General features: G+C 34.9%; 21 protein-coding genes and 1 tRNA gene. 5 read left to right on the top strand and 17 right to left on the bottom strand.

Annotation, left to right across the window (positions count from 1 at the left end; genetic code table 11):
• Positions 1-14 precede the first annotated feature (14 nt).
• Together BLV91_RS07645 and BLV91_RS07650 are read left to right on the top strand one after the other, a co-directional pair.
• The gene (locus tag BLV91_RS07645; protein ID WP_091431446.1) at positions 15-533 is read left to right on the top strand and encodes a C40 family peptidase; all 519 of its coding nucleotides are present in this window, start codon (positions 15-17) and stop codon (positions 531-533) included.
• Positions 534-576: 43 nt separating this feature from the next.
• Positions 577-2,613: a ComEC/Rec2 family competence protein gene (locus BLV91_RS07650; protein WP_091431448.1), complete on the top strand. Its 2,037-nt coding sequence runs from the start codon at positions 577-579 to the stop codon at positions 2,611-2,613.
• A 6-nt stretch (positions 2,614-2,619) separates the two neighbouring features.
• Here the strand turns inward: BLV91_RS07650 and BLV91_RS07655 are convergent, their stop codons facing one another.
• The 5 genes from BLV91_RS07655 to BLV91_RS07675 are packed head-to-tail and all read right to left on the bottom strand — an operon-like array spanning position 2,620 to position 9,933.
• Positions 2,620-3,081 carry a thioredoxin family protein gene (locus BLV91_RS07655; RefSeq protein ID WP_091431449.1) on the bottom strand — a complete coding sequence of 154 codons (462 nt, stop codon included), beginning with the start codon at positions 3,079-3,081 and terminating at the stop codon, positions 2,620-2,622.
• A 45-nt stretch (positions 3,082-3,126) separates the two neighbouring features.
• Positions 3,127-4,674 (bottom strand): peptide MFS transporter, encoded by a 1,548-nt coding sequence (locus tag BLV91_RS07660; protein WP_091431451.1) that lies wholly within the window; start codon positions 4,672-4,674, stop codon positions 3,127-3,129.
• A 27-nt stretch (positions 4,675-4,701) separates the two neighbouring features.
• On the bottom strand, positions 4,702-6,216 hold the full coding sequence (locus tag BLV91_RS07665) for a peptide MFS transporter (protein WP_091431453.1): 1,515 nt from the start codon (positions 6,214-6,216) through the stop codon (positions 4,702-4,704).
• A gap of 26 nt (positions 6,217-6,242) precedes the next feature.
• Entirely contained in the window at positions 6,243-7,757 is a 1,515-nt protein-coding gene (locus BLV91_RS07670) for a peptide MFS transporter (RefSeq protein ID WP_091431455.1), read from the bottom strand.
• A gap of 7 nt (positions 7,758-7,764) precedes the next feature.
• A complete protein-coding gene (locus BLV91_RS07675; RefSeq protein ID WP_091431457.1) occupies positions 7,765-9,933 on the bottom strand; it encodes a S9 family peptidase in 2,169 nt (722 codons plus the stop codon).
• 180 nt (positions 9,934-10,113) lie between these two features.
• Here BLV91_RS07675 and BLV91_RS07680 point away from each other — a divergent pair, with 180 nt between their 5' ends.
• Together BLV91_RS07680 and BLV91_RS07685 are read left to right on the top strand one after the other, a co-directional pair.
• A complete protein-coding gene (locus BLV91_RS07680; protein WP_091431460.1) occupies positions 10,114-11,430 on the top strand; it encodes a hydroxymethylglutaryl-CoA reductase, degradative in 1,317 nt (438 codons plus the stop codon).
• 142 nt (positions 11,431-11,572) lie between these two features.
• A complete protein-coding gene (locus tag BLV91_RS07685) occupies positions 11,573-12,505 on the top strand; it encodes a GYDIA family GHMP kinase (protein WP_091431463.1) in 933 nt (310 codons plus the stop codon).
• 78 nt (positions 12,506-12,583) lie between these two features.
• On the opposite strand, the gene BLV91_RS07690 is transcribed toward BLV91_RS07685, so the two are convergent.
• From BLV91_RS07690 to BLV91_RS07715, 6 genes are all read right to left on the bottom strand, one after another.
• Complete coding sequence (locus BLV91_RS07690; protein WP_091431466.1) at positions 12,584-14,683, bottom strand: peptidylprolyl isomerase; 2,100 nt, start codon at positions 14,681-14,683, stop codon at positions 12,584-12,586.
• 107 nt (positions 14,684-14,790) lie between these two features.
• On the bottom strand, positions 14,791-16,050 hold the full coding sequence (locus BLV91_RS07695) for a hemolysin family protein (RefSeq protein ID WP_091431468.1): 1,260 nt from the start codon (positions 16,048-16,050) through the stop codon (positions 14,791-14,793).
• Between the two features lie 3 nt (positions 16,051-16,053).
• On the bottom strand, positions 16,054-16,248 hold the full coding sequence (locus tag BLV91_RS07700; RefSeq protein ID WP_091431471.1) for a hypothetical protein: 195 nt from the start codon (positions 16,246-16,248) through the stop codon (positions 16,054-16,056).
• Between the two features lie 18 nt (positions 16,249-16,266).
• Positions 16,267-16,821 carry an LPS export ABC transporter periplasmic protein LptC gene (gene lptC, locus BLV91_RS07705; RefSeq protein WP_091431473.1) on the bottom strand — a complete coding sequence of 185 codons (555 nt, stop codon included), beginning with the start codon at positions 16,819-16,821 and terminating at the stop codon, positions 16,267-16,269.
• Positions 16,822-16,860: 39 nt separating this feature from the next.
• Entirely contained in the window at positions 16,861-18,111 is a 1,251-nt protein-coding gene (locus BLV91_RS07710) for a BamG family beta-barrel-assembly machinery protein (RefSeq protein WP_091431476.1), read from the bottom strand.
• Positions 18,104-18,838: a type III pantothenate kinase gene (locus BLV91_RS07715; protein WP_091431478.1), complete on the bottom strand. Its 735-nt coding sequence runs from the start codon at positions 18,836-18,838 to the stop codon at positions 18,104-18,106. The genes BLV91_RS07710 and BLV91_RS07715 overlap by 8 nt, the downstream gene beginning before the upstream one ends.
• 99 nt (positions 18,839-18,937) lie before the next feature.
• Here BLV91_RS07715 and BLV91_RS07720 point away from each other — a divergent pair.
• A tRNA-Phe gene (locus BLV91_RS07720) sits at positions 18,938-19,010 on the top strand.
• A gap of 83 nt (positions 19,011-19,093) precedes the next feature.
• On the opposite strand, the gene BLV91_RS07725 is transcribed toward BLV91_RS07720, so the two are convergent.
• The 6 genes from BLV91_RS07725 to BLV91_RS07745 form a co-directional block, all read right to left on the bottom strand.
• Positions 19,094-19,753 carry a CoA transferase subunit B gene (locus tag BLV91_RS07725; protein ID WP_091431480.1) on the bottom strand — a complete coding sequence of 220 codons (660 nt, stop codon included), beginning with the start codon at positions 19,751-19,753 and terminating at the stop codon, positions 19,094-19,096.
• 3 nt (positions 19,754-19,756) lie between these two features.
• Positions 19,757-20,458: a CoA transferase subunit A gene (locus BLV91_RS07730; protein WP_091431483.1), complete on the bottom strand. Its 702-nt coding sequence runs from the start codon at positions 20,456-20,458 to the stop codon at positions 19,757-19,759.
• A 103-nt stretch (positions 20,459-20,561) separates the two neighbouring features.
• A complete protein-coding gene (locus tag BLV91_RS07735; protein WP_091431486.1) occupies positions 20,562-21,332 on the bottom strand; it encodes a 3-hydroxybutyrate dehydrogenase in 771 nt (256 codons plus the stop codon).
• Positions 21,325-22,107, bottom strand: coding sequence for an alpha/beta fold hydrolase (locus tag BLV91_RS07740; RefSeq protein ID WP_091431488.1), 783 nt, complete (start codon positions 22,105-22,107; stop codon positions 21,325-21,327). Before BLV91_RS07740 ends, BLV91_RS07735 begins: the two co-directional genes overlap by 8 nt.
• Before the next feature lie 23 nt (positions 22,108-22,130).
• Entirely contained in the window at positions 22,131-22,520 is a 390-nt protein-coding gene (locus BLV91_RS17120; protein WP_394331836.1) for a hypothetical protein, read from the bottom strand.
• Positions 22,521-22,634: 114 nt separating this feature from the next.
• Positions 22,635-24,599 carry a TonB-dependent receptor gene (locus BLV91_RS07745; RefSeq protein WP_217636960.1) on the bottom strand — a complete coding sequence of 655 codons (1,965 nt, stop codon included), beginning with the start codon at positions 24,597-24,599 and terminating at the stop codon, positions 22,635-22,637.
• Position 24,600 lies beyond the last annotated feature (1 nt).

Below are 24,600 nucleotides of genomic sequence, written 5' to 3' on the forward strand. Positions count from 1 at the left end.
CTCATCCCTCTCTTTTGAAACAACTGTTGTACATATCATTGTTAATTGTCTTATTTACTTCATGTAAATCATCCTCACCAATAGTAACCACTAAAGAGAAGATCTCAAAAAGCAACACCAATTCTAGCAACCGAAGAACAAACAAGCTTATTGACGAGATTGTAGACTCAGCATCAAAAAACATTGGAGTGAAATACAAATATGCAGGCACAACTAAATCTGGTTATGATTGTTCAGGCTTAGTATATTCAACCTTTAGCGAGTTTGATATTGCACTTCCTAGGACTTCAGCCGAACAGGCAAAAACCGGAACAGATCTAGGAAAAAATACTGAGGAAGCTAAAAAAGGTGATTTAATATTCTTCAAGACAAATAATAGGTCTAAAATAAATCATGTTGGAATAGTAATTGAAGCCAATGATCATGAGATAAAATTCATACACAGCTCCACTTCAAAAGGGGTTATTATTTCCTCTACCAAACAGTCTTACTATAAAAATACCTTTGCACAGCTAAGTCGAATTTTAGAATAAAAAAAATAAATTTTGGTTTGCTAAAAATCTGTACTTTAGGACTATGAAAGTACTGCAGTTCCCATTAGCGCGAATTACAATTGGTTTTACAATTGGAATATTGGCTGCTTTCTATTTAAAGCCAGAACTAACCATAGTATTTGGATTGTTGGTTATAAGCGTACTAGTTTTAGTGATTAGTTATTTTGTGCAAAAAAACACATTTACAAATGCTATTTATTTTGGAATAGTCACTTATATCGTGTCTTTTTTTCTAGGTGCAACTTCACAAATTACCCATACAGACTATTACCAAAAAAGCAATTACATTCATGAACGCAGTTTTTTTGAGAAACCCCATCTCTTATCTGTTGTTATCAGAGAAAAAATAAAAAGCACGACTTCTAATGACCGTTATATTGCTTTAATTAATCAAGTCGATAACAAGAACAGCAGTGGAAGAATACTTTTGAATGTTCGAAAAGACAGTATGAGTCTACCATTCGAAACTGGCACTTTCCTTCATGTCAAAGGAACTGCCTATAAAAACAAACCTCCAAATAATCCAAATCAATTTGATTATAGCGCCTATTTAGAAAAGAAACAAATCTATGCACAACTATATACAGACAAAGAGTCGATAAGCATAGGTTCTTGGTTTAAAAAAGACATTTGGTATTATAGTTCTAAACTAAGAACTACTATCATTCACAATCTACAAAAAAGTAATTTCAATAAAACAGAATTGAATGTAGCTTTAGCCTTAATTATGGGGCAGAAACAAGACATTTCTCCCGAAATCCTCCAAGACTACCAATATGCTGGAGCAATTCATATTTTGTCAGTTTCTGGGCTTCATATTGGCTTTATTTTACTCTTTATTACTTTTTTGCTTAAACCAATTCCGAATACTAGGAAGGGTTCATTTCTAAAATTAACCTTGATACTGGCATCGCTATTCTCATTTGCTCTTATCGCTGGCATGGCGCCATCAGTTGTTCGTTCTGTCACTATGTTTTCGTTTGTCGCTATAGGCTACCATCTTAGGAGAAGCGTCAACATTTATCACACAATATTAGTTTCTATTTTTCTAATCTTGCTATTCCAACCTTCCTTTCTATTTGATGTGGGTTTTCAGCTGAGTTATATAGCTCTGTTTTTTATTATTTGGTTCCAACCGCTTCTTGCCTCGATTTGGTCCCCAAAAACAAAACCCCTTCGATATATGTGGGGAATTCTAACCGTTTCATTCGCTGCGCAAATAGGAACTTTACCCTTGAGCATTTACTATTTTCATCAGTTCCCCGGCCTATTCTTTATTACCAATTTAGTGATTATTCCATTACTGAGTTTTCTAATGATTCTGGGGGTATTGGTAATGGTTTTGGCGGCCTTTAACTTTGTTCCACTCCTTCTTTCAAAACCACTGGAGTGGGGAATTTTCATTCTTAACAAAATCATCAATACGATTGCCTCATACGAACAATTTATAATTCGGGATATTCCTTTTAACATCTATTTAATGGTCAGTTGTTATTTAACAATCCTGACTGCTATTATTTGGTTTAAAAAACCAAGCTACAACAAACTCATTATCGTTTTAATTGCTATTCTGACTCTTCAGCTTAACTATATAAAGACCCTATGGGGAAGCAAAAACCAAAGTGAATGGGTGATTTTCAATTTAAAAAAAAATACTATGATAACAGAGCGCAATGGAGAAAACGTCATCCTATTTGCAAAGGACAGCATACTAAAAACTGCCAATAATAACAGCGTCCTAAAATCGTACTTGGTTGCGAATTTCAGCACGTTAAAAAAGAAGGAAAAGATTAAAAACACCGCTTTCTTCATGAACAACAAAATTCTAATCCTAGACAGTCTAGCGACCTATCCAAAAGACATCAAACCGGATATCATTCTGATTACTCAGTCGCCAAGAATAAATATCGACCGTATGCTACATCTCTTACAACCAAAAATGGTCGTGGCAGATGCATCAAACTACAAAACGTTGCAAAAAGATTGGAAAGCGAGTTGTCAAAAACAAAAAATCCCTTTTCACGCTGTTGGTGAAAAGGGATTTTTCAAACTAAATTGAAAAGTTTTATTTTTTCTTAAGAATTTCATTTGCAACAGCAAGCCAGGCTACGGGACCACCAGCTACATAACCGGTATTTCCCAATCCTTCAAAATTTACTTTGCCTTCTTTATCAGACCCATTTGCAAAGTGAATTGTTGGGAATCCCTGAATACCAAAAGCTTGTTGCAATTCGCCATTTTGTTTTTTTATTTCAGCTGTTTGCGGTGTTCTTCTTGGGTAATCTAATTCAACAAGAATAACGTTTTCAGCAGCCCATTTTGCAAATTCCGGCGTCAATAGAACTTCTTTTTGTAAACGAATACACCATCCACACCAATCACTTCCTGTAAAAAACATCATTAAAGGTTTGTTCTCTTTATTCCCTATAGAAATAGCTTCTTTAACATCAGTATGCCATTTCAAATCTTGTGACTGAACCGCCTGCATCCCAAAAAACAAAACGCAGAGTAAAATTATTTTTTTCATATTTATCTCTTTTATCCTATAACTAACAAATATAATGCCTTAAAACTATTTTACACCATGCATTAACTTTTTCATAAGAGGAGACAATAGTATCATGATTAAACCAGCTCCAATAGGAACAATTGTAAAAATCAAAAAGAACGTTGAAAGACTATACTGATGCGTAATTGTTTCAATCATTCCTCCCATTGATCCTGCAATTTTATTTCCCGTACCAATAAATAGGTAATACACTCCAAACATAATTCCGATCCATTTAGCAGGAACCAGTTTACTTACATAAGACAATCCTACTGGCGAAATACATAACTCTCCTAAAGTATGGAATAAATAGGCTGCAATCAACCAGAACATACTTACTCTAACAACTGATTCTGCGCTAGTATCGATACCCATACTTCCGTAAGCTAAAAATCCAAAACCTAAACCTAGCAAAGCAAGTCCTAATCCAAATTTCATTGGACCAGAAAGATTGTATCTGCTTTCCCACCATTTAGAAAACACTGGCGCAAAAACAACAATGAACAATGAATTTAATATCCCGAACCAAGTTGCAGGAACTTCAGTACCTGTTGCAGAAAACTCTCTACCTACTTTCCAAAGTACGATAGCCCAAATAATGATAAAACTTAATGATAAGATTATATTTCCTTTAGAATATCTTTTGAATGTTTTAGAAAACAATTTAATCAACACATAAGTGATAATTAACAACGGTACGATTGTCAATAAAGTATCGGCAATTTTGAATAATGAAGCACTGCTCCCAAATAACTCTCTTTGGGTAAATTTCTCAGCAAAAATAGTCATTGACCCTCCAGCTTGTTCAAAGGCTGCCCAGAAGAAAACAGTAAATACAGAAAAAATCAATACTGCAATAATACGGTCACGTACAATATTAGCAGGCACTTTTTCTTGCGCCGCTTTGTCCAAAGATTCTTGTTTAGAAGCTGCAGTTGGTTTTAAACCAATTTCTCCAAAAATACCTTGTGTAAAATAAAATTGTAACATCCCGAAGAACATGAAAATTCCGGCTAGACCAAATCCCCAACTCCAAGATATTTTTTCACCAATGTAACCACATAGCATAATTCCTAAGAACGCTCCAGCATTCACTCCCATATAGTATAATGAGTAAGCACCATCTTTTTTCTCAGGATGACTTTCGTAAGCATTAGATATAATAGAAGTCATATTAGGCTTGAATAAACCGTTACCTATAATCAAACAACCAATACCTATGTATAACATTAGTGGCGTTTCAAATGCCATCGAAGCGTGACCCAAAGTCATTGCCAAAGCACCCAGAATTACTGCCCATCGATAACCTAAATATTTATCAGCCAAAAAACCACCTATTACAGGAGTAAAATAAACTGACATGGTATAAGTACCATATAATCCCAAAGCATCTTCTACACTCCAAGCCCAACCGCCTTTGGCAATAGAAGAAGTTAAAAACAATACTAATAGGGCTCGCATTCCATAATAAGAGAAACGCTCCCACATTTCCGTGAAAAACAAAACGAACAATCCTGCTGGATGTCCCAGAACAGTATCTTTAAAAAATTGGTCTGAAGTACTTTGACTCATCTGTTTAAATTATTAGTTTAATAAATATTATTTTTCGTTATCCTCAGCACCGTGAGTTAAACGTTTTAGTGGTTTAAGCAACATTAAGAACAGAGCTCCAATGATAATTGTAAAAACTAAAATGCCCAAAAATACAGCATATTCTCCTAATTCACTTGCTGATTCTCCAATAATTCCCGCTACTTTATTCCCTAAACCTGTTGCAGCAAAATAAACACCCATCATTAACGAAGCGTATTTTACTGGAGATAATTTAGTTATAAAAGACAAGGCTACCGGCGAAATACATAATTCTCCAATGGTGTGAAACAAATAAGCCATAACCAACCATAACATACTTGAAGACCCTACTTTTTCAAATTCCATTGTAGCAAAAACCATAAACAAGAATCCAAATCCCATAATGACAATACCTATTGCCATCTTGAAAATAGATGAAGCTTCTTTACCTTTCAGTTTACGTTTAGCCCAATAAGAGGCAACAATTGCAGCGAAAATGATAATAAATCCAGCATTTAAACTTTGAAACATTACTGTAGGAACTTGCATACCTAACAACATTCTATCCGTTTTTGAGTCGGCATATAAGTTCATTAATCCTCCAGCTTGCTCATAAGCACCCCAGAAAATAATTACCATAATAAAAGACAATAGTAAAACTAAGAAACGGTCTTTATCTTGTTGTGAATCTAACTCTTTATAGATCATCATCATCAAAGCAGCGATTACAGTCAAGAATATAAACAACAATCCAAATCCCCAACCTAAACTATACCATCCAAAAACGGAAACAGCAGCAAGAGCAATTGTAATAAACAATTGTGTTTGTGACTTTAACAAATTCTGGAAAAGTACACCGTATGAACTTTCGTCAACTACAGCAGTTTCTTGCACTTCAAGATTACCCACTTGCGTTAAGTATTTTTGACCCCAAATATAAACCACAAGACCCAATACCATTGCAATTCCAGCTAAACCAAAACCAGCATGCCATCCCCATTGTGCTACAACAAATCCAATAACCATAGTTGCTAAAAGCGATCCTGTGTTAATTCCGATATAGAAAATACTAAATCCTTTATCTCTACGAATATCACCTTGTGGATACAAGCCACCTACCATGGTAGAAATATTTGGTTTCAATAATCCAACTCCTAAAATAACCAAACCAAGACCTGTATAAAAAGCCCAAGTATCTGTAAAAACCAATACTCCATGTCCAATACAAAGAATTACGGCTCCTAATAAAACGGCTTTCTTTTGCCCCAACAACTTATCAGCAATCATACCTCCAGGAATCGACATGACATATACTAACATCGTGTACCAGCCATATAAAGCCAACGCTTCTTGACTTGTCCATCCTAAACCAGGTCCTCTCGAGTCACCCATTGTTTCAGTTGTCATGTATAATACCAATAAGGCACGCATTCCATAGTATGAAAAGCGTTCCCACATTTCAGTAAAAAACAAGATGAATAATCCAATAGGATGACCAAATAAGGTCGCTTTAAAATGATCTTCAGTTGTAGTGTTTGACATAATTTATTTTTAGATTACTAATTATTTTATTTAACCTCCTGCATTAATTTTTTCACCAATGGCGAAATTGCAATTAAAACGACTCCAGCAATTAATGCATAAATTGCTAAGTCTTTATATCCGTCGGCATAAACCGTTAATTTTTCAAGATTAGTTGCGTTTTCTGAAGCTTCGGCAATATTCGCACCTAATATTCCTGCGAAGTACTGACCATACGCACTAGCTAAAAACCACATCCCCATCATTACAGCCTGGGTTTTATTTGGCGAAAGCTTAGTCATTACAGACATTCCTATAGGAGATAAGCAAAGCTCGCCAAAAGTAATTATAAACCATCCAAATGTAAACAAATCTAAAGAAGTTTTTCCAGTGGCATCTGCAAAGAATTTAGTGTAATAAAACACATAGAAACCTCCAGCTAGAAATATAAATCCCAATCCAAATTTTACGACAGTGTTAGGTTCAATTTTTCTTTTGTGCATCCAAAGCCATACCAAACCTACCAAAGCTGCAAAAACAATAACAAAAAAGGAGTTAGCAGAGTTATTTACTCCATTAGGATCTAAAGGAATTCCTAAAACAGTATTGTTTAGGTTGTGCGCAGCAAACAAACTTAATGACCCACCGCTTTGTTCAAAAAATGCCCAGAAAAAAATTGAAAATATGATAAAAACTAAAGCAGCTAATAATTTTTTATTTTCTGAAATAGAGAAATTTCTCATTTCGTAAAACAAATACAATAGTGAAGCAGGGCCAATAATAAACATAAAGATATCTGTATACTCCGTATTTGAAACCATAGTCATAATCACCGGAATGATTACTAACGAACCTATGTAAGTAACAATTTCCAAGGTTTTTCTTTTGGATTTCCCCAAATTAGCCAAAGGTGAAAGCCCAATATCACCTAAACTTTTCTGTGTTTGTGTAAAAGTCAATAAACTGATCAACATCACAAAAGCTGCAAAACCGAACGCCACATTCCAACGCAGATGTTCTGGGACAATAGACGTTAACATCGAGCCATTTGCGACAGCGATACATAAATACCCACCAATTAAAGCGCCTAAATTTACTCCTGCATAAAACAAAGAAAAACCTGCATCTCTTCTAGCATCATTGTCTTTATACAACTTTCCTACCATGGTAGAAATATTAGGTTTAAAGAAACCAGTTCCTATGATGGTAAAACTAATTCCAAAAAAGAAAAATTGTTTGGGATCGAAAGCTAAAATCATGCTTCCAACAATCATCAAAATACCACCCCAAAAAAGGGACTTTCGATAACCTAGAATTTTATCAGCAAATAAACCTCCTATAAAAGTAAATGCGTAAACAAAAGCTTGAGTTGCTCCGTACTGTAAATTAGCAACTCTGTCATTCATAGCAAGCTCACTCACCATAAAAATCACTAACATTCCCCGCATTCCATAGAAACAGAAACGCTCCCACATTTCACTAAAAAACAAGTACCACAATTGTTTTGGGTACTTGCCTTCAAAATTCTGAATTTCCTCTAAAGTAGGACTTGTAGTATTCATTTACAGTCTAAAGGTTTTCTTTAATAAAATTAGTCATTTTATTGTACAACTGTATTCTAGTCATACCACCGTAAATTCCGTGATTTTTATCTGGGTAAATTTGTGAATCAAATTGTTTGTTAGCTTGAATAAGTGCTTCCATCATTTGCATCGAATTTTGAACATGCACATTATCATCACCACTTCCGTGAATTAAAAGGAATTTCCCTTTTAATCCATTAACATAATTAATTGGTGAATTATCATCATATCCACTTGCATTTTCCTGTGGAGTCTGCATGTATCTTTCTGTATAAATGCTGTCATAAAACCTCCAGTTTGTAACAGGCGCAACAGCAATGGCCATTTTAAAAGTATCATTGCCTTTAAAAAGACAGTTTGACGACATAAAACCACCGTAAGACCATCCGAATATACCTATTCTAGAACTATCTACAAATAAATAACCCCCAATTACCTTTGCAGCATCAATTTGATCTTCTACTTCGTATTTTCCTAACTGTAATTGAGTTACTTTTTTAAAATCAGCACCTTTAAAACCAGTTCCTCTACCATCAACACAAGCGATTATATATCCTTGCTGAGATAGCATCATAAACCAATAATCATTTGAAGAATTCCACTGATTAGCCACCTGTTGAGATCCAGGACCAGAATACTGATACATAAAAACTGGATATTTCTTTGAAGCGTCAAAATCTTTTGGCTTAATCATCCAAGCATTTAACTCATTCCCCTTTTCCGTTTTTAACACAAAAAACTCTTTGGATGGCAAATCAAAGTCTTTTACTTTTTCAGCCAATGCTTTATTATCCTCTATAACTTGCAATTGTTTTCCTGACTTGGCTTCATTTAAAGTATAAGTAGTAGGTTGTGTTGCGCTTGAGAAGGTATTAATGTAATATTGAAAGTTAGGGCTAAATGTTGCATCATTAGTTCCAACTTTATTAGACAATGCTTTTTTGCTTTTGCCATTCAGAGCAATACTATAAACGGCTCTGTTAATAGAACCATTCTCTGTAGACTGATAAAAAATAGTACTTGCCTTTTCATCAAAACCATAATAAGAGGTTACTTCCCAGTTCCCTTTTGTTACTTGGTTTTTCAATTTTCCGTTTTTATCGTATAAATAAATGTGATTAAAACCGTCTTTTTCACTAGTCCAGATAAAACTATTATCCTTTAAGAAGGTTAGGTTATCAGTAACATCTACGTAAGCTTTATCTTTTTCATTCACCACTACTTTTGATGTTGCTGTAGTACCATCAATAAACAATAAGTCTAAATTATCTTGGTGGCGATTCAACACCTGAGCTGACAACACATTAGCATCATTAGTCCATTGCATGCGTGCAATATAAAAATCGCTGTAATTACCTAAATCAACTTTTTTAGTTGCTGTAGCTGCAACATCATAAATATGTAATGAAACAAGAGAATTTTTCTCTCCTGCTTTTGGATATTTAAAGGTCTCAATCGTAGGATACAAAGACTTTCCAAATTTTGACATAGAAAATTCAGGAACTTGACTTTCGTCAAAACGAATATAAGCTAGTTTTTTACTGTCGGCACTCCAATCAAAAGCCTTCACAAATGCAAATTCCTCTTCATAAACCCAGTCCGTAATTCCGTTTATGACTGCATTTTTCTTACCGTCAGTTGTGATCTGAGTTGATTTCTTTGTTTGCAAATCATACACATAAAGATTATTCTCTTTTGCGTAAGCTATCTTTTTACCATCTGGCGAAAACGTAGGTTCTTGTACTTGAAAGTCAAATAACTTCGTTAGTTCTTTGTTGGTTGTATTGTATAAGTAGTAATCAGCTGTGAAAGAGTGTCTGAAAATTTGATTTGAATTAAAAGCTAACAGAATCATTTTTTCAGTAGCATCAAACGTATAACTTGATACATTAGGTAAATCCTTAGAAAACTTACTTGTATCGAATAAAGTACTTATTTTCTTTAGAGTAGCAAAATCAAACAAGTCAATTTGCTGCTCTCCGTCTTTATCTTCATTCAATACTGTATATTGATTGGTGTTTTTTAAAGAATGTAATTCATCCATTCCTTGGGCACGAAAAGCACCCATATAAATTTTTTCAACTGAGATTTTTTGCTGTCCAAAAATGCTGAAACACAAAAATAAAAATAAGACCGAAAATTGTTTAGATTTCATACTATTGATTTATATGTAAAAAAGAGACCAATTTTAGTGAAAAATTTACAATTATATCACATTTGATGTGTTAAATATTGAAAACTATATTTTAAAAAGTCTTTTAATGACGATAATTTAATGGCTACAAAACCGCTAAAAATGTATCTTTGCACCTAATTTTACTATAATCTATTGAAAATGAATAACCCTGTCACCGGCTTTTCAAAATTATCCAAAGAAGAAAAAATAAACTGGATTGCAAAGGAATATTTTTCTACGCCTTCGGAAGCAATCATTTTACTGAAAAACTATTGGAATTCAGATGAAAAAATACAAAAGCTACACGATGAATTCATTGAAAACACTATAACTAATTTCTACATTCCACTTGGAGTGGCTCCAAATTTCCTGATTAACGGAAAATACAGCACGATTCCTATGGCTATTGAAGAAAGCTCAGTTGTTGCTGCTGCCTCTAAATCATCTAAATTCTGGTCTACTCGAGGCGGATTTAAGGCAACTGTCTTGAATACTGAAAAAATCGGCCAAGTCCACTTTATATTCAAAGGTGACATTTCGAAACTCGAATTGTTCTTTGTTCAAACTAAAGCGAAGTTTTTTGCTGAGACTGAAAGCATCACTAAAAACATGCAAAAGCGTGGCGGTGGGATTATTGATATTGTCTTGAAAGATAAAACAAACCTACTCCCTAATTATTTTCAGCTTCATGCCACTTTTGAAACAAAAGACAGCATGGGAGCAAATTTTATCAACTCTTGTTTAGAGCAATTTGCTAAAACATTAAAAGAAGAAGCGCTAGCTTACGACCTCTTTTCTGAAACTGAGAAGAATATTCAGGTAATCATGAGTATTCTTTCTAATTATGTCCCTAATTGTATTGTACGTGCCGAGGTTTCTTGTCCTATCGAGGAATTAGCCGAAAAGCATATTGAAAACCCACAGGATTTTGCCGAGCGATTTGTTCAAGCCGTTCAAATTGCAGAAGTGGAACCTTTTAGAGCAGTTACACATAATAAAGGAATCATGAATGGAGTTGACGCAGTTGTCTTGGCTACAGGAAATGATTTCCGCGCAGTTGAAGCAGGAATTCACGCCTATGCAGCTAAATCAGGTCAATATTCTAGTTTGTCTCATGCAAAAATTGAAAATGGCATATTTACATTTTGGTTAGAAATCCCATTGGCTTTAGGAACCGTAGGCGGCCTTACCTCATTGCATCCCTTGGTAAAACTATCATTAGAGATGTTAGAAAACCCATCTGCCAAAGAACTAATGCAAGTTGTTGCCGTTGCCGGATTAGCTCAAAACTTCGCCGCTTTGCGCTCTCTGACTACAACAGGAATACAGGACGGACACATGAAAATGCATTTGAATAACATTCTGAACCAATTTGATGCTAGCGATGACGAACGCATTTTGATTCGAAAACATTTTAAACACAACGCTGTTTCACACAGTGCCGTTGTCGAAATGATTGGGAATCTTCGAAAATAAAAATAGAAGCCATTCCCATACACAACAATGCGAGTCGAACTGTCGAAGCAACCTACTCCATCTTTGTCTGATTAAAAAAACAAGGAAATGGACACCACTGCTATCGGAGCTAAAAAACCATACTGAAATAAATTCAGCATCAATGAAAAAAACATTTTACAGCAACGGAAAACTTTTAATTACAGCAGAGTATCTGGTTTTAGACGGGGCCAAAGCATTGGCACTACCTACAAAATTTGGACAAAATCTAATTGTTGAAGAAGGCAGCAACCATAAAATAGCGTGGAAAAGTTATGACTCAGACGGAAGCATTTGGTTTGAAGATAACATCACTTTTTCTGAAATTGCCAATCCAACAAATTCAGAAACAGAAACAGAGACAGAAGCAGTAAAAGCTACTTTAGTCACCATCTTGCATGAAGCATACTTATTGAATCCTGACCTAATAAGTGATTCTAATGGTTACCAAGTAACAACCCAGCTTACATTCCCTAAAAAATGGGGACTAGGAACTTCTTCTACCTTAATAAACAATATTGCGCAATGGTTACAAATTGATGCCTTTAAGCTGCTTAAAACAAGTTTTGGAGGTAGTGGCTACGATATTGCCTGCGCACAAAATGATAGCCCAATCTTGTATCATCTTGAAAAAGGCGAACAGATTGTCGAAAAAGCCACCTTCAATCCTGCCTTCGCAAATAGCATCTATTTTGTCTATTTAAATAAAAAACAAAGCAGTAAATCCTCGATAGCTCAGTACCGTAAAAATAAAGCGTACGAATTAGACAAAAATATTATTACCATCAATAACATAACAGAGCATATTCAAAATGCTGACACTATCACATCTTTTGCGAAAGCTATCTCAAACCACGAAGCAGAAATGAGTCGCATTTTAGAAACAAAAACGGTCAAAGAAACTTTGTTCAATGATTTTGATGGAGCAATAAAAAGCTTAGGAGCTTGGGGAGGCGATTTCATACTAGTGACTGCTGAAACTAACCCAACAGACTATTTTAAATCAAAAGGGTACAACACTATTTTAACCTACGAAGAAATGATATTGCGCAACTAACATCTAAAATATAAGCATAAAAAAACTCGATACTAAGTATCGAGTTTTTTTATGAAATAATAATAACTATATATTTTACTAGTAATTGAACTCTTTTCTATTGTCTTCAATTTCAGCATTGTCTTTTAAGGCAGGTAAAACTCTGTTTACATCACCAGCAGATTGAGCTTTTAATTGTGCAACATACGGAGCGTGATCTTTCAAAGCTGGAGCTTTTACAGTACTAATGTTCTTTACAACATATACTCCTGTGTTACCTACAATAGGTGCAGATAATTTATTTGCAGCTAAAGCAAATGCATTTCCAACTACTTGCGGCTCTTGACCAACACCTCCAGCTAACACTGGATTTTGCATTGTAACATCAGCAACTTGTTGTACTGTAGATCCAACTGCTTTTGCAATTGCTTCTAAAGATGTTCCTGACATTTTAGCTTTGATCAATTCTGCTTTTTTCTTATTTTTAAGAATAGGCTCAACATAAGCTCTAGTCTGAGATATTGGAGCTAATCCTGACTTATCTACACTTTTAACAGTTGCAATAACGTGTCCTAAGTTAGCTACTTCAAATCTCTTAACCGTACCTACTTTAGTATCACCTTCAAAAGCCCATCTAACAATAGATCTTTGATTCCCTAAAGGACCAAAATTCTCATCCATTACTTTAACAGTCGCAGGAGCTTCAACTTTAAGTCCCATTTCTTTTGCCACTTTACTAAAACCTTTATCAGCAGCTTCCATTTCAAATTTAGTCGCTTGTGTAAACATTTTATCAGAAGTTGCTTCAGACGCTTCAATTTTCAAACCGATAGTCGCTAAACGAATTCCATCTTGTTTGTCAGTAATTTTGATAATGTGAAATCCAAAAGGAGTTTCAACTAAACCTACTTTTCCAATTCCATTATTGAAAACAAAATCATTAAATGGTTTCACCATTTGGTTTGGACCAAAATATCCTAAATCACCACCTTGTTGTGCTGAAGAATCATCAGAATTTGAAAAAGCCAACATCATGAAACTTTCTGGGTTTGCCTGAACTTGTGCTAACATAGCTTCTGCTTTCGCTTTTGCCTCTTCCTTAGTTCTTCTCTCTTTTTGATTAGGAACTTGCGCTCCTTCATAACTGATTAAGATATGACTTGCTTTTGCATTAACTCCTGATTTCTTACCCAAAGATTTTGAAAGCGCGTAATAGTTTCCAAAAACATATGGTCCATAAACTTCACCTGGAGCAAGATTAAACAATATGTCTGCATCAACAGCTGGTAAATCTTTCTTAGCGATATAAGTAGAATCATAAGGAACATCAGAATTTGAGTTCACAAATTCAATTGTGTTTTTAGCTGATTTAAATCCTGCCAAAGTATCGTTTTTTCCAGTAGCTTGATTATAAACAACACTTCCAGATAACAACGCGTTTATTCTTGATTTAACTTCTGCTTCATCTTCTGCTGAAGCTTTATCTTCAATCAAAACATATTCTACTTCACGAGTTTCATCTGCTTTGAATTTCTTTTCATTTTTCTTCATATAATCCATTATCTCAGCATCAGTAACTTTAACGTCACTGTCCTTGATAGTAGAATACAATCCTGCAACATAAGCAAAATTCACTTTGTTTGCTTCCATTTCATATCTCAACTTTCCTTCACTCTCTGTAGTAAAAAGACTTGATTTAATCAACGTATTATAGATTTGAAACTTTGCGTTTAGCTCAGCATCTTTTTCTCTTTCAACCAAATACTGACTTTGCGCAGGGTTTGATTTGAAATATTCTTTGAATTTAGCAGCATCAAATACTCCTGCAGCATTTAAAAACATTGGGTTTTTACCAATATTCTCATCTGCTTTTAAAACTTCCATTAAATGTTTTTCGCCAACTCTTAAACCTAATTTTTCAAATTCAGACGTCAACAAAGCAACAGATACTTCTTGATCCCATACTCTATTTGCCGCTGCTGTAGAAGTGATCCCTTGACCGCTTTTTTCAACATTGCTCACTTTGATTCTAAAATCTTCAAATGAAATATCTTTTCCATTGATACTACCTACATCTTTTGATGTACTGTTGAAACCTCCACTGTTAAATAAATCACCAATGATAAAAGCAAATAAGGCGAATGCAATAACTGCAATCATTAATGCGGAACGTTGTCTAATATTTGATAAAACTGCCATTTTTATTGTTGTTAATTTGATATTCAGTTTGCGAAAATACAATTATATGATTAATAATTATACTACAAGCGTTTTATTTTACAAAAAAAATATTTTTCTAAAATAAATCACTCTTTTATGGCCATTTTAACCAATTCTATTTTTTTATTGGTGGCTTCTTCTATTACAAAATGGAAACTCCCTATTGTAATCACCTCCCCTTTTAGTGGTATATCATTAGTAAAGTCAACGATAAAACCTCCCAAAGTCCCATAAGAATCACTTTCAGGAATATTAAGCTTATAGGTTTGGTTCAAATATTCCACATCAAACCGAGCTGAGAAAAGATAAGTATCATCCCCTAACTCTTTCTCTATTAACTCTTCATCAGAATCATGTTCATCCTCTATTTCTCCAAACAGCTCTTCCACTATATCTTCAATCGTGACAATCCCTGAAGTTCCTCCGTATTCATCTAAGACTACTGCTACGCTTTTGCGTTTTTTAGTCAATAGATTCATCACATCTTTAATATAAATCGTTTCAGGAACAAATTCGACAGAAATCACAATGGCCTTGATATTTTTGGGCTTTTTAAACAAATCATAAGAATGCACATAACCTACAATCTCATCCAGTGAATTCTCATAGACCACTATCTTAGAATAACCTGTCTCAATAAACAATTCCTTTAGTTCTGCTATTGAATCAAACAAGTCAATAGCCACGATTTCAGTTCTAGGACTCATAACATCTCTGGCTTTCACACCAGAAAACTCTAAAGCATTTTGAAACATTTGAATTTCCGAATCCACATCGTCGTCATCGTCAACGGTACTCATTTGCTCGACAATATAATTCCCTAATTCTATCTTACTAAAATAGAGTTGCACTTGATCACCATCAGACCCAAAAAACTTTTTTAAAATAAAATCTGATACCCAGATAAAGAATGAAGAAATCAGATAAAATAAAATATAAAACGCGTAGGCAGGTATTGCAAAAAACTTAATTAAAGTATTGGCATATATTTGGAAAAACACCTTTGGTAGAAACTCCGCAGTTATCAAAACAACTAGCGTTGACAGTACTGTCTGAATAAGAAGATTCAGCAAGTCTGAAAAATGATACTGAAACGAATCAATCCAGTTCATCAATAACTCACCCATTAAAAATCCGTAAACAACCAAGGCGATATTGTTTCCAATAAGCATAGCTGCAATAAATTTCGAAGGTTTTTCGGTAAGTTTTGTAAGAATTTTAGAAAGAAAATTATCTTGTTTTTTTTCAATTTCAAGATAAATTTTATTGGAAGAGATAAATGCTATTTCCATTCCGGAAAAAAAAGCACTCAATATTAAACATAGTATTATAATACTAATTCCCATATATTAGGATTTGCTATTTCGATCTTCCATCTTTTTCGCGAATTTCCGTCTAAAGAAAAACATGAAAATTGCCAACCCGCCAATCATGAAGCTCAACCATGGCGTTGCTTCGGGATCATTCCACTTTACCATTCCTTCATAAATGAAGTATATAGCAAAAATAAGATAAATGTAAGGTGTGAATTTTAAATAACCCATAATGTAATTTTTTGATATTTATTCAGCAGAATCGAATTCGCCCATTATTCTTTGTGAATTGACAATTTTAAAATCTTTACTAAAATCAATCCCTTGTCCGTTTGAGGTTCCTTTGAGATCTGTAAATTTAAACTTTTTTTCAGTAAAAAACCACTCATTTTTCTGATCGTAGTATAATTGCTCGGTTTCCAAAGCCTGCCCATTCTGCGACACAATCTTCACCTTTCCTTGTAAATCAATGATTCCAGTGAGTTTATACGATACGGCATAATTTGATGTCACTCGTGTTGTTTTGGCTTTATTGTCATACAAAGTTACATCAATACCTTTCGGAAATTCCGTAAAAGGAAAGTCTATACTGGAATAATCTAACATTTTTGGACTTAGCAATATAACTTTAATCAGACCAGAGTCTGTATATTTTAAATTCACATTGTCCGCATCACCACTGGGTACAAACTCAGTGACGTTTATTTTCTGAACCTCTTTAAAATTGCTTTCACAACCAAAAAACATAGTCACAGCAAAAACTGTGACTATGTTAACTATTCTATATTTTCTTAATAAGATCATACGTCAAGAATGACAAAGTGATATGTTATTATTTTAATCTTACTCAAATTTTCTTTGTTGAAACCATTTATCATTAAATGAAAACCCAACACTAATCTTCGCATAATTCTCCTGAACTAAACCTGCGTTTGTCGTCCCTCTTTTACCTACTTCCAAACCTAGATTCACATTAGAAAAAGTTCCAGAAATTGGCAAACCTAAACCTAAAGTTAATCCCATATCGTTTATCGATTCTGAATTAACAACCAAGCCCGTTTTTTCATATCTCAAACCTCCTCTATACACTATTCTTTTAGTATAACTTGAAAAAGAGTTGTAATTTGGAATATAATAACCTCCTAAACTTAAACTTCCATATTTCCCATAACCTACATTACCGGCCTCATTATAAGTGTTTGCCTGAGCTGCAGTTTCTTGATAAGAAATTTTACCTCCTACAAGCCATTTTTTTGATTCTCCAATACCTGCACTCAAAGATAGTTTTCCTGGAAACAATAAATCAACAGTACTTGTTTGCTCTCCTAAAACATCAACTACAGCCAAATCAAATCCTGAATTGTAGACAACCGTAGATATGTTTCTGGTATTTTCAGACTTCAAAGTGTTTTCAATTGTATAATTCAAACCACTATAAAGCGTTAGCTTTTTACTAATGTTAGTTTGATACATTGCACCAACATTAAAATTAACACCAGACAAATTTGAAGTATTCATTTCACGAGTCCCCACAGGAACGTCAGTGATAAACTCTAAACTATTGGTTTCTATCTTTCCAAAGTTATATTGCACATCAGCACCAACGCTAAATTTTGGAGTTATTTTATATCCAACACCTAAAAATGCTTTATTCAAACCTCCAGAACCACTATAACGCTTGTTATTTAAATCAACATCTTCCGTAATAGATTCAATTTTATACCCTACAGAAGAGTAAGGAATTAATCCAAAACCAACACCCCATTTCCCTAAAGGTAATCCTACTGCAAGGTAGTCTAAAGTTGTTCTTTTTGCGCTTTCAGTCTTAGTATCTGATTTTAATTTTACCGTATTTAAAGTACCCCCAATGGTAAAGGTAGTAAGTTTCAAATGTGCAAAACTCGCAGGATTTTCTAAATTAATATGAACACTGTCTTGCTCTACCGCTACTCCAGCCATAGAACGACTTTCAACCGTTCCCTTAAATCTTACATCTCCAATTCCGTAATAAGAATACGGGGATGCAGTTCCTTCCTGGGCAAAGGAAACTAACGACAAAAGCAAACATGCGCTTACTATAATTTTTTTAATCATTGTTGATTTTATATTGAAATGTTTGGTTTAAACTTTCTATCAGAAAATTTGAATTGGCAAATATGGTATTTTTTAATCGTTTAGCCAAAAATTCTGTGTCTCCACCCGTTAAAATTATTATAAAATTTGATGAAAGTCCCCTATATTCATCGATAAAACCATCAATCTCATAGACCAATGCATTTACTACACCAGAATGAATTGATTGCGAAGTTGAGGCCCCAACAAAATGTTTTGGACTTTCCAGCTCCAACAAAGGTAACTTAGAAGTATATTTATGTAGTGATTCATAACGCAATCGCAATCCAGGAGATATAGCACCGCCGCGATAAGTATCGTCCTGATCAATAAAATCATAGGTTACACAAGTTCCGGCATCAATCACCAATCGGTTCTGATTAGGAAACTGTAATGTAGCGCCGGCAGCAAGAACCATACGGTCAATTCCCAGTGTTTGTGGGGTTTCATATTCATTAAAAAAAGGGAATGGATCATTATGAGTCACAAAATGAACGATTAGCTCGTCATTAAAACCCAAAAAAGATTCTTTTTCAACATTTCCCACAGAGGCAACAACCAAATGAGTAGTATTTTTATATTTTTTTAAAATATTTTCAATATTTTTTTTAAGCTCATTTTTAGTAAAAACAAAATTTTCCAGAAGCATATTCCCCTCAAAAACAGCGGCTTTTATTCTAGTATTCCCTACATCAACTGTTAAAATCATGATTCTAATTTTGTTTTCGCGAAGATACGAATTGATTTTTTAAAAAAAATGTATTGCACAAACAAAAAAACATTCTATATTTGCACCCGCAACAAGCACGGTACCTTAGCTCAGATGGTAGAGCAATGGACTGAAAATCCATGTGTCCCTGGTTCGATCCCTGGAGGTACCACAAAACCCAAACAGAAATGTTTGGGTTTTTTGTTTTATAAATTTTCGTATGTACTATGCTATGGATCAAACCTAAGGAGATCCTTAATCAATTGCCATCTCTGGAATTTCACAATCAACGATTAATGTGGCAGCTGTAGCTTTTATAATTTCTTCAACAGAAACTCCAGGCGCTCTTTCTACTAACCTAAAACCATTAGGCGTAACTTCTAAAACAGCTAACTCAGTAACTACCTTTTTTACACAACCAACACCAGTTAATGGCAGCGTACATTTTTTTAGAATTTTAGATTCTCCTGCTTTATTAACGTGCATCATTGCCACGATGATATTTTCGGCCGATGCTACTAAATCCATCGCACCCCCCATGCCTTTTACCATCTTTCCGGGAATTTTCCAGTTGGCAATATCCCCATTTTCAGACACTTCCATGGCACCCAAAATCGTTAAATCTACTTTTTGAGCCCGAATCATTCCAAAACTAAATGCCGAATCAAAAAAACTTGCTCCCGGCAAGGTCGTAATCGTTTGTTTTCCGGCATTGATGATATCTGCATCTTCTTCGCCTTCATAAGGAAAGGGTCCCATTCCTAAAACTCCGTTTTCACTTTGAAATTCTACTGAAATATCGTTTGGAACAAAATTGGCCACCAATGTAGGAATACCAATTCCTAGGTTCACAAAATACCCTTCTTTCACCTCTTTGGCAATTCTTTTTGCTATCTGATTTTTATCTAAAGCCATGATTTAATTTCTTTTGCGTGTTGTACGTTGTTCAATTCTCTTTTCAAATTTCTCTCCTTTAAAAATGCGCTGCACCATAATTCCAGGTATGTGAATTTGGTTTGGATCTAATGCTCCTGCAGGCAGTAACTCTTCTACCTCAGCAATTGTGATCGTAGCTGCTCCAGCCATACATCCGTTAAAATTTCTCGCCGTTCCTTTAAAAATCAAATTCCCAGCCTCATCTCCTTTCCAAGCTTTTACAATTGCAAAATCGGCTTTGTATGCTAATTCCATAAGGTGCATTTTTCCGTTAAACTCGCGTACTTCTTTCCCTTGGGCTACTTCCGTTCCGTAACCTGCGGGAGTAAAAAAAGCAGGTATTCCGGCCTGAGCTGCTCGACACTTTTCGGCCAAGGTTCCTTGCGGAGTAAGTTCTACCTCTAATTCACCCGAAAGCATCTGACGTTCAAATTCTGCATTTTCGCCTACATAAGAGGAAATCATTTTTTTAATTTGTTTCTTTTGCAGCAATAGCCCTAGTCCAAAATTATCGACTCCAGCATTATTCGAAATACAGCTTAGATCGACTATTTCTTTTTTTACCAATTCAGCTATGCTGTTTTCCGGAATTCCACAAAGACCAAAACCACCTAACATAAGCGTCATTCCATTCTCGATTCCTTCGAGAGCTTCTTCAACCGTATTTACTTTTTTATTTATCATAATTCATCTTCTTTATTAACAATTAGAATTAAAAAAATCTGTCAAAATTACTTCTGACAGATTTAATCCAAACGAAACTAATTTAAAAAACCAAACCAAAATATTATTGAGCGCTCCAACCTCCATCTAAAGTAAAAGTCGACCCTGTTATTGTCGTTGCGTGTTCTGCAGCCAAAAGAAGTGCCATTTCAGCAATAGTATCAATAGGAATAAATTCTTTTACAGCCTGCTTTTTTAGCATAATCTTCTCTATCACCTCATCTTCTGAGAGCTTATGTGCTTTGGCCTGATCCTTAATTTGGTTTTCGACCAAAGGTGTTTTTACATAACCAGGGCAAATTGCGTTACATGTTATATTATATGGCGCTCCTTCTAATGCTATTACTTTTGTCATACCCACAACACCATGTTTTGCGGTCACATAAGCCGACTTGAACTCTGAAGCCCTAATTCCATGCACAGAAGAGATATTGATTATGCGACCAAATTTTTGTTCTTTCATGTGTTTCCATGCAGCTTTACCAGCATAAAACACAGCATTCATATTAATCGCTATTATCTTTTCATACATTTCATTTGGGAAGTCCTCGATTGGAGACACATACTGAATCCCTGCATTATTTATCAGAACATCAATCGATCCCAATTGTAACACCGTGTCTTCAACAAGTTGCCCAATTGCAGCCGAATCCAATAAGTTAGCATTTGAATACCCCGTTTTGACCTTATATTTTTTACCTATTTCAGATGCAATTTCAGCACCATTTGCTTCGAGTCCATGAAACATGATGTCGTAGCCGTTTTTTGCAAAAATTGTAGCTATCCCCAATCCGATTCCGCTGGTACTTCCTGTAATAAGAACTGATTTACTCATTTTCTAAAAAGTTTAAAATGATCTTGTTAAAAACTTCGTGTTGATCCATTACCACTCCATGTCTTGAATTAGAAACAATAGCTAAACTTGCATTTTGCATTCTGGAAGCATACTCTTCTTTATAAGAAACAGGCATATAGTCCATATCAGACCCAACAACTAATGTTTTATGCGGAATAGTTTCTAGCTTATCTCCTAGTCCCCATTCCATTAATGTCACAAATGTTTTATAATATACTTCTGAATTATTTTTACCGCAACGTTCTTCAAATTCCAGTCGTAGCTTTTGTTGATGTGGCTCAGGAAACATGTTTTTTGAAATTTCTTTGGCGAGTTCTTGAAGCCCCTTTGTTTTCAAAAACGCTGTCCTGCTTTTTAAAAGCTCTGTGCCCATTTTCCCCATATTGTCAAAATCAGGTCCACTGTTGACAATTATTAATTTATCAACTATTTCCGGATGTGATACAGCCATTTGAAAAGAAACAGCTCCTCCCATTGAAAAGCCAACAAAAGAAGCTTTTTCAATCTCTAATTTTTGCAGTAGCTGAAAGATATCTTCTGTTAAGAATTCAACTCCAAAATCATCGTTGTTAATCCCTGATTTCCCATGACCTCTAAAATCAGGAATAATTAATCTAAATTTTTCAGATAAGACTGGGATTTGAAAATCCCAATCTTTAATTGTTGAACCCAAACCATGAAGTAATACTAGGGTTTCCCCAAGACCAATATCTTCATAGTTGATTTCTAATGAGTTAACCATTATTTTTGGCATTCCAATTATTTTTAGTTAACTACTTATTTTTTAGCAAAAAAGTCTATCGTATACTTCATCTCCACATTAAACAAGGTGCTGATTACTGGCGAAGCTACAAACTCTCTCACTTCAGCGTTGAAAAGATTCGTAAAACTAGCCCCAAACGACAAGCGATCTGTTGCATAATAACCCACGTTTGCATCAACCGTAAAACCACCTAATTGTCCGTAGTTCCAAGTTCTTCCGTTTCTTGCATTTTCTACTACATCATTAGTTCCATCACCATTTAAATCCTGCGTTTTAGCAGCAATATTGATCCCTGAGAAGAAGTCATACTTTTGAACATATCGACCATAAACAGCACCATAGAATTTACCTTTGTTGTAGTGTAGCCCCACGCTGAATTTGTGCGTTGGCGTATTGATTGGCAAATCAGTTTCAAGTACTTTTCCATCTTGATTACCATCATTACCAAGATCACTCGTATCCAGATCTCTTCCAAAATAAGAATAGTTGATTGTAGTTCTAAAAGCATCATCAAAATATTAATTTAATCCAAGGTCAAAACCATAAGTATCTACCGCTCCAAAATTAGAATAAGTAAGTATATAAGCTCCATTAGAACCAGGAACTACCTCTCCAATTGGTTTATCTCCAACATGAGTTACCGTTCTTCCGTTTGTAGCGATATTAACTAACGGACTAATGAACTTATCAGATTGGTTATAGTACCCATTTACATCAATAAAAAGTTGTTTCGACAGCTTTCCTTTGTATCCTACTTCATACGAATTGATTGTTTCTACCTCTAACTTTGCTATTTTGGTACCATCTGATAAGGTAAAACCTTCACCATTCCCTAATACCAAACCACCAAATAAATTTCCTTTCAAATTCAGAATAGAAGGCACTGCCATTCCTTTCCCATAGGTTAGACGAAAAGTACCCGTCTCAAACGACTTTGTAATTGCAGCTTTAGGAAGAAAGTTTGAACCATAAAAATCATGGTTATCTACACGCATGGCAGCTAAGAATGCCCATCCTGATTCAGGTGCTTTGTATTCAAATTGCGAATACACTCCAGTTTGAGCTATCTTAATTACTCCATCTTGGTCTAATAAATAGGTCCCTTTAGAGTCAGCCATATCGTACTGATACTGAGCCCCAGCAGTTAAGTAGAAATTACTCCAGTTGTTATTATACTGCCCTTCAGCATTGTATCTTTTTGACGCATCTTTAAACAAAGACCCTCTTTGCAAAGGCACACCTCCTGAACCTATCGGAAACCATTGCTCAGCATAGGACCTTCTTAAAGCCTCTTCCTCTGAAAAACCATTGTTAATAAAAGAAACATAATTTTGTGTTCTTTGGTTAATGGCATAGGTTTGATCCGTTTTGCTCCAGCTGTAATAAGTGTTCAAAAAGAGACGTGGTGAAACATATTTCAATTGCGCTACATCAATAGACCAATCTTTAATTTGATTTCTACCCGCACTCGTTACTCCTAAGTTGTTATTATTACTGTGTCCATAATAAGTACTTAATTCTGAATTAGGAGTTAGTTTATAAAACAATCCAGCTCCATATTTTTGAGTATCAAACTTGCGATCTAATTCTAACTCTTTATATGCTTTTGTTCCTACATAAACAGAATCCGTATAATTGAATTCAGTTCCTTGTGATCTTTCAAAATGGAATTTATAAGCAAATTTATCAGAAACCGCCTGTGCATGGCGCACTCTTGCCGTTACTACATCTTGGCTTCCCGCACCAATTGCAAAAGTAGTCCCCTGGTATTTGAACGGGCTTTTAGTAATAGTATTCACTAAACCATTGTGCGCATTGGGGCCATACAAAGTTCCGTTTGGTCCTAATAAAATTTCGACTCTTTCTACATCATCTTTCGTCACTGTTTCCATAGATCCTAAAGGCAGTCCTGTTGCTACTAAAGAAGACAAACGGTCGTCCGTTATCTGAAGGTTTTTAGAGTTGAATGCAGAATTAAATCCCCTGATATTGATTCCGGTTCCTAAAACTCCCGTACGAACAAAGTCTACTCCTTTTTGTCTAGATGCTAATTCTCCAAGGTTAAAGCTTGAAAACTGCTCAATTTCTTTAGTTTTTATAACATTTACTGTGGCCGGAACCTCGGTTAGTTTTTGTGGTTTTTTCCCGGCTGAAACGACAACTTCGTCTAATTGACCGAAAGATTCTTCCATTCTTAGATCCAATTGTGTAGCCTTATCGCCTTGAACCGATACTGATTGAGAATACCCTTCAAAACCAACAAATGACAAAGCTATTTTATAGTTACCTGCAGGAACTTTGTCGAAAACAAACTTTCCATTTGCATCCGATACGGTTGTTTTTTTAAGACTTACTATCTGAATCGTCGTTCCGATAAGCGGCATGCCATTCATATCGGTAATTGTTCCATTAATTGAACCATTATCCTGAGCATAGATGAGCTGTGCAAACAGGAAAAGAAAAAGGTAAAGATGTTTTTTCATT

Source organism: Flavobacterium degerlachei (assembly GCF_900106645.1).
GTDB classification, from domain to species: Bacteria; Bacteroidota; Bacteroidia; order Flavobacteriales; family Flavobacteriaceae; genus Flavobacterium; species Flavobacterium degerlachei.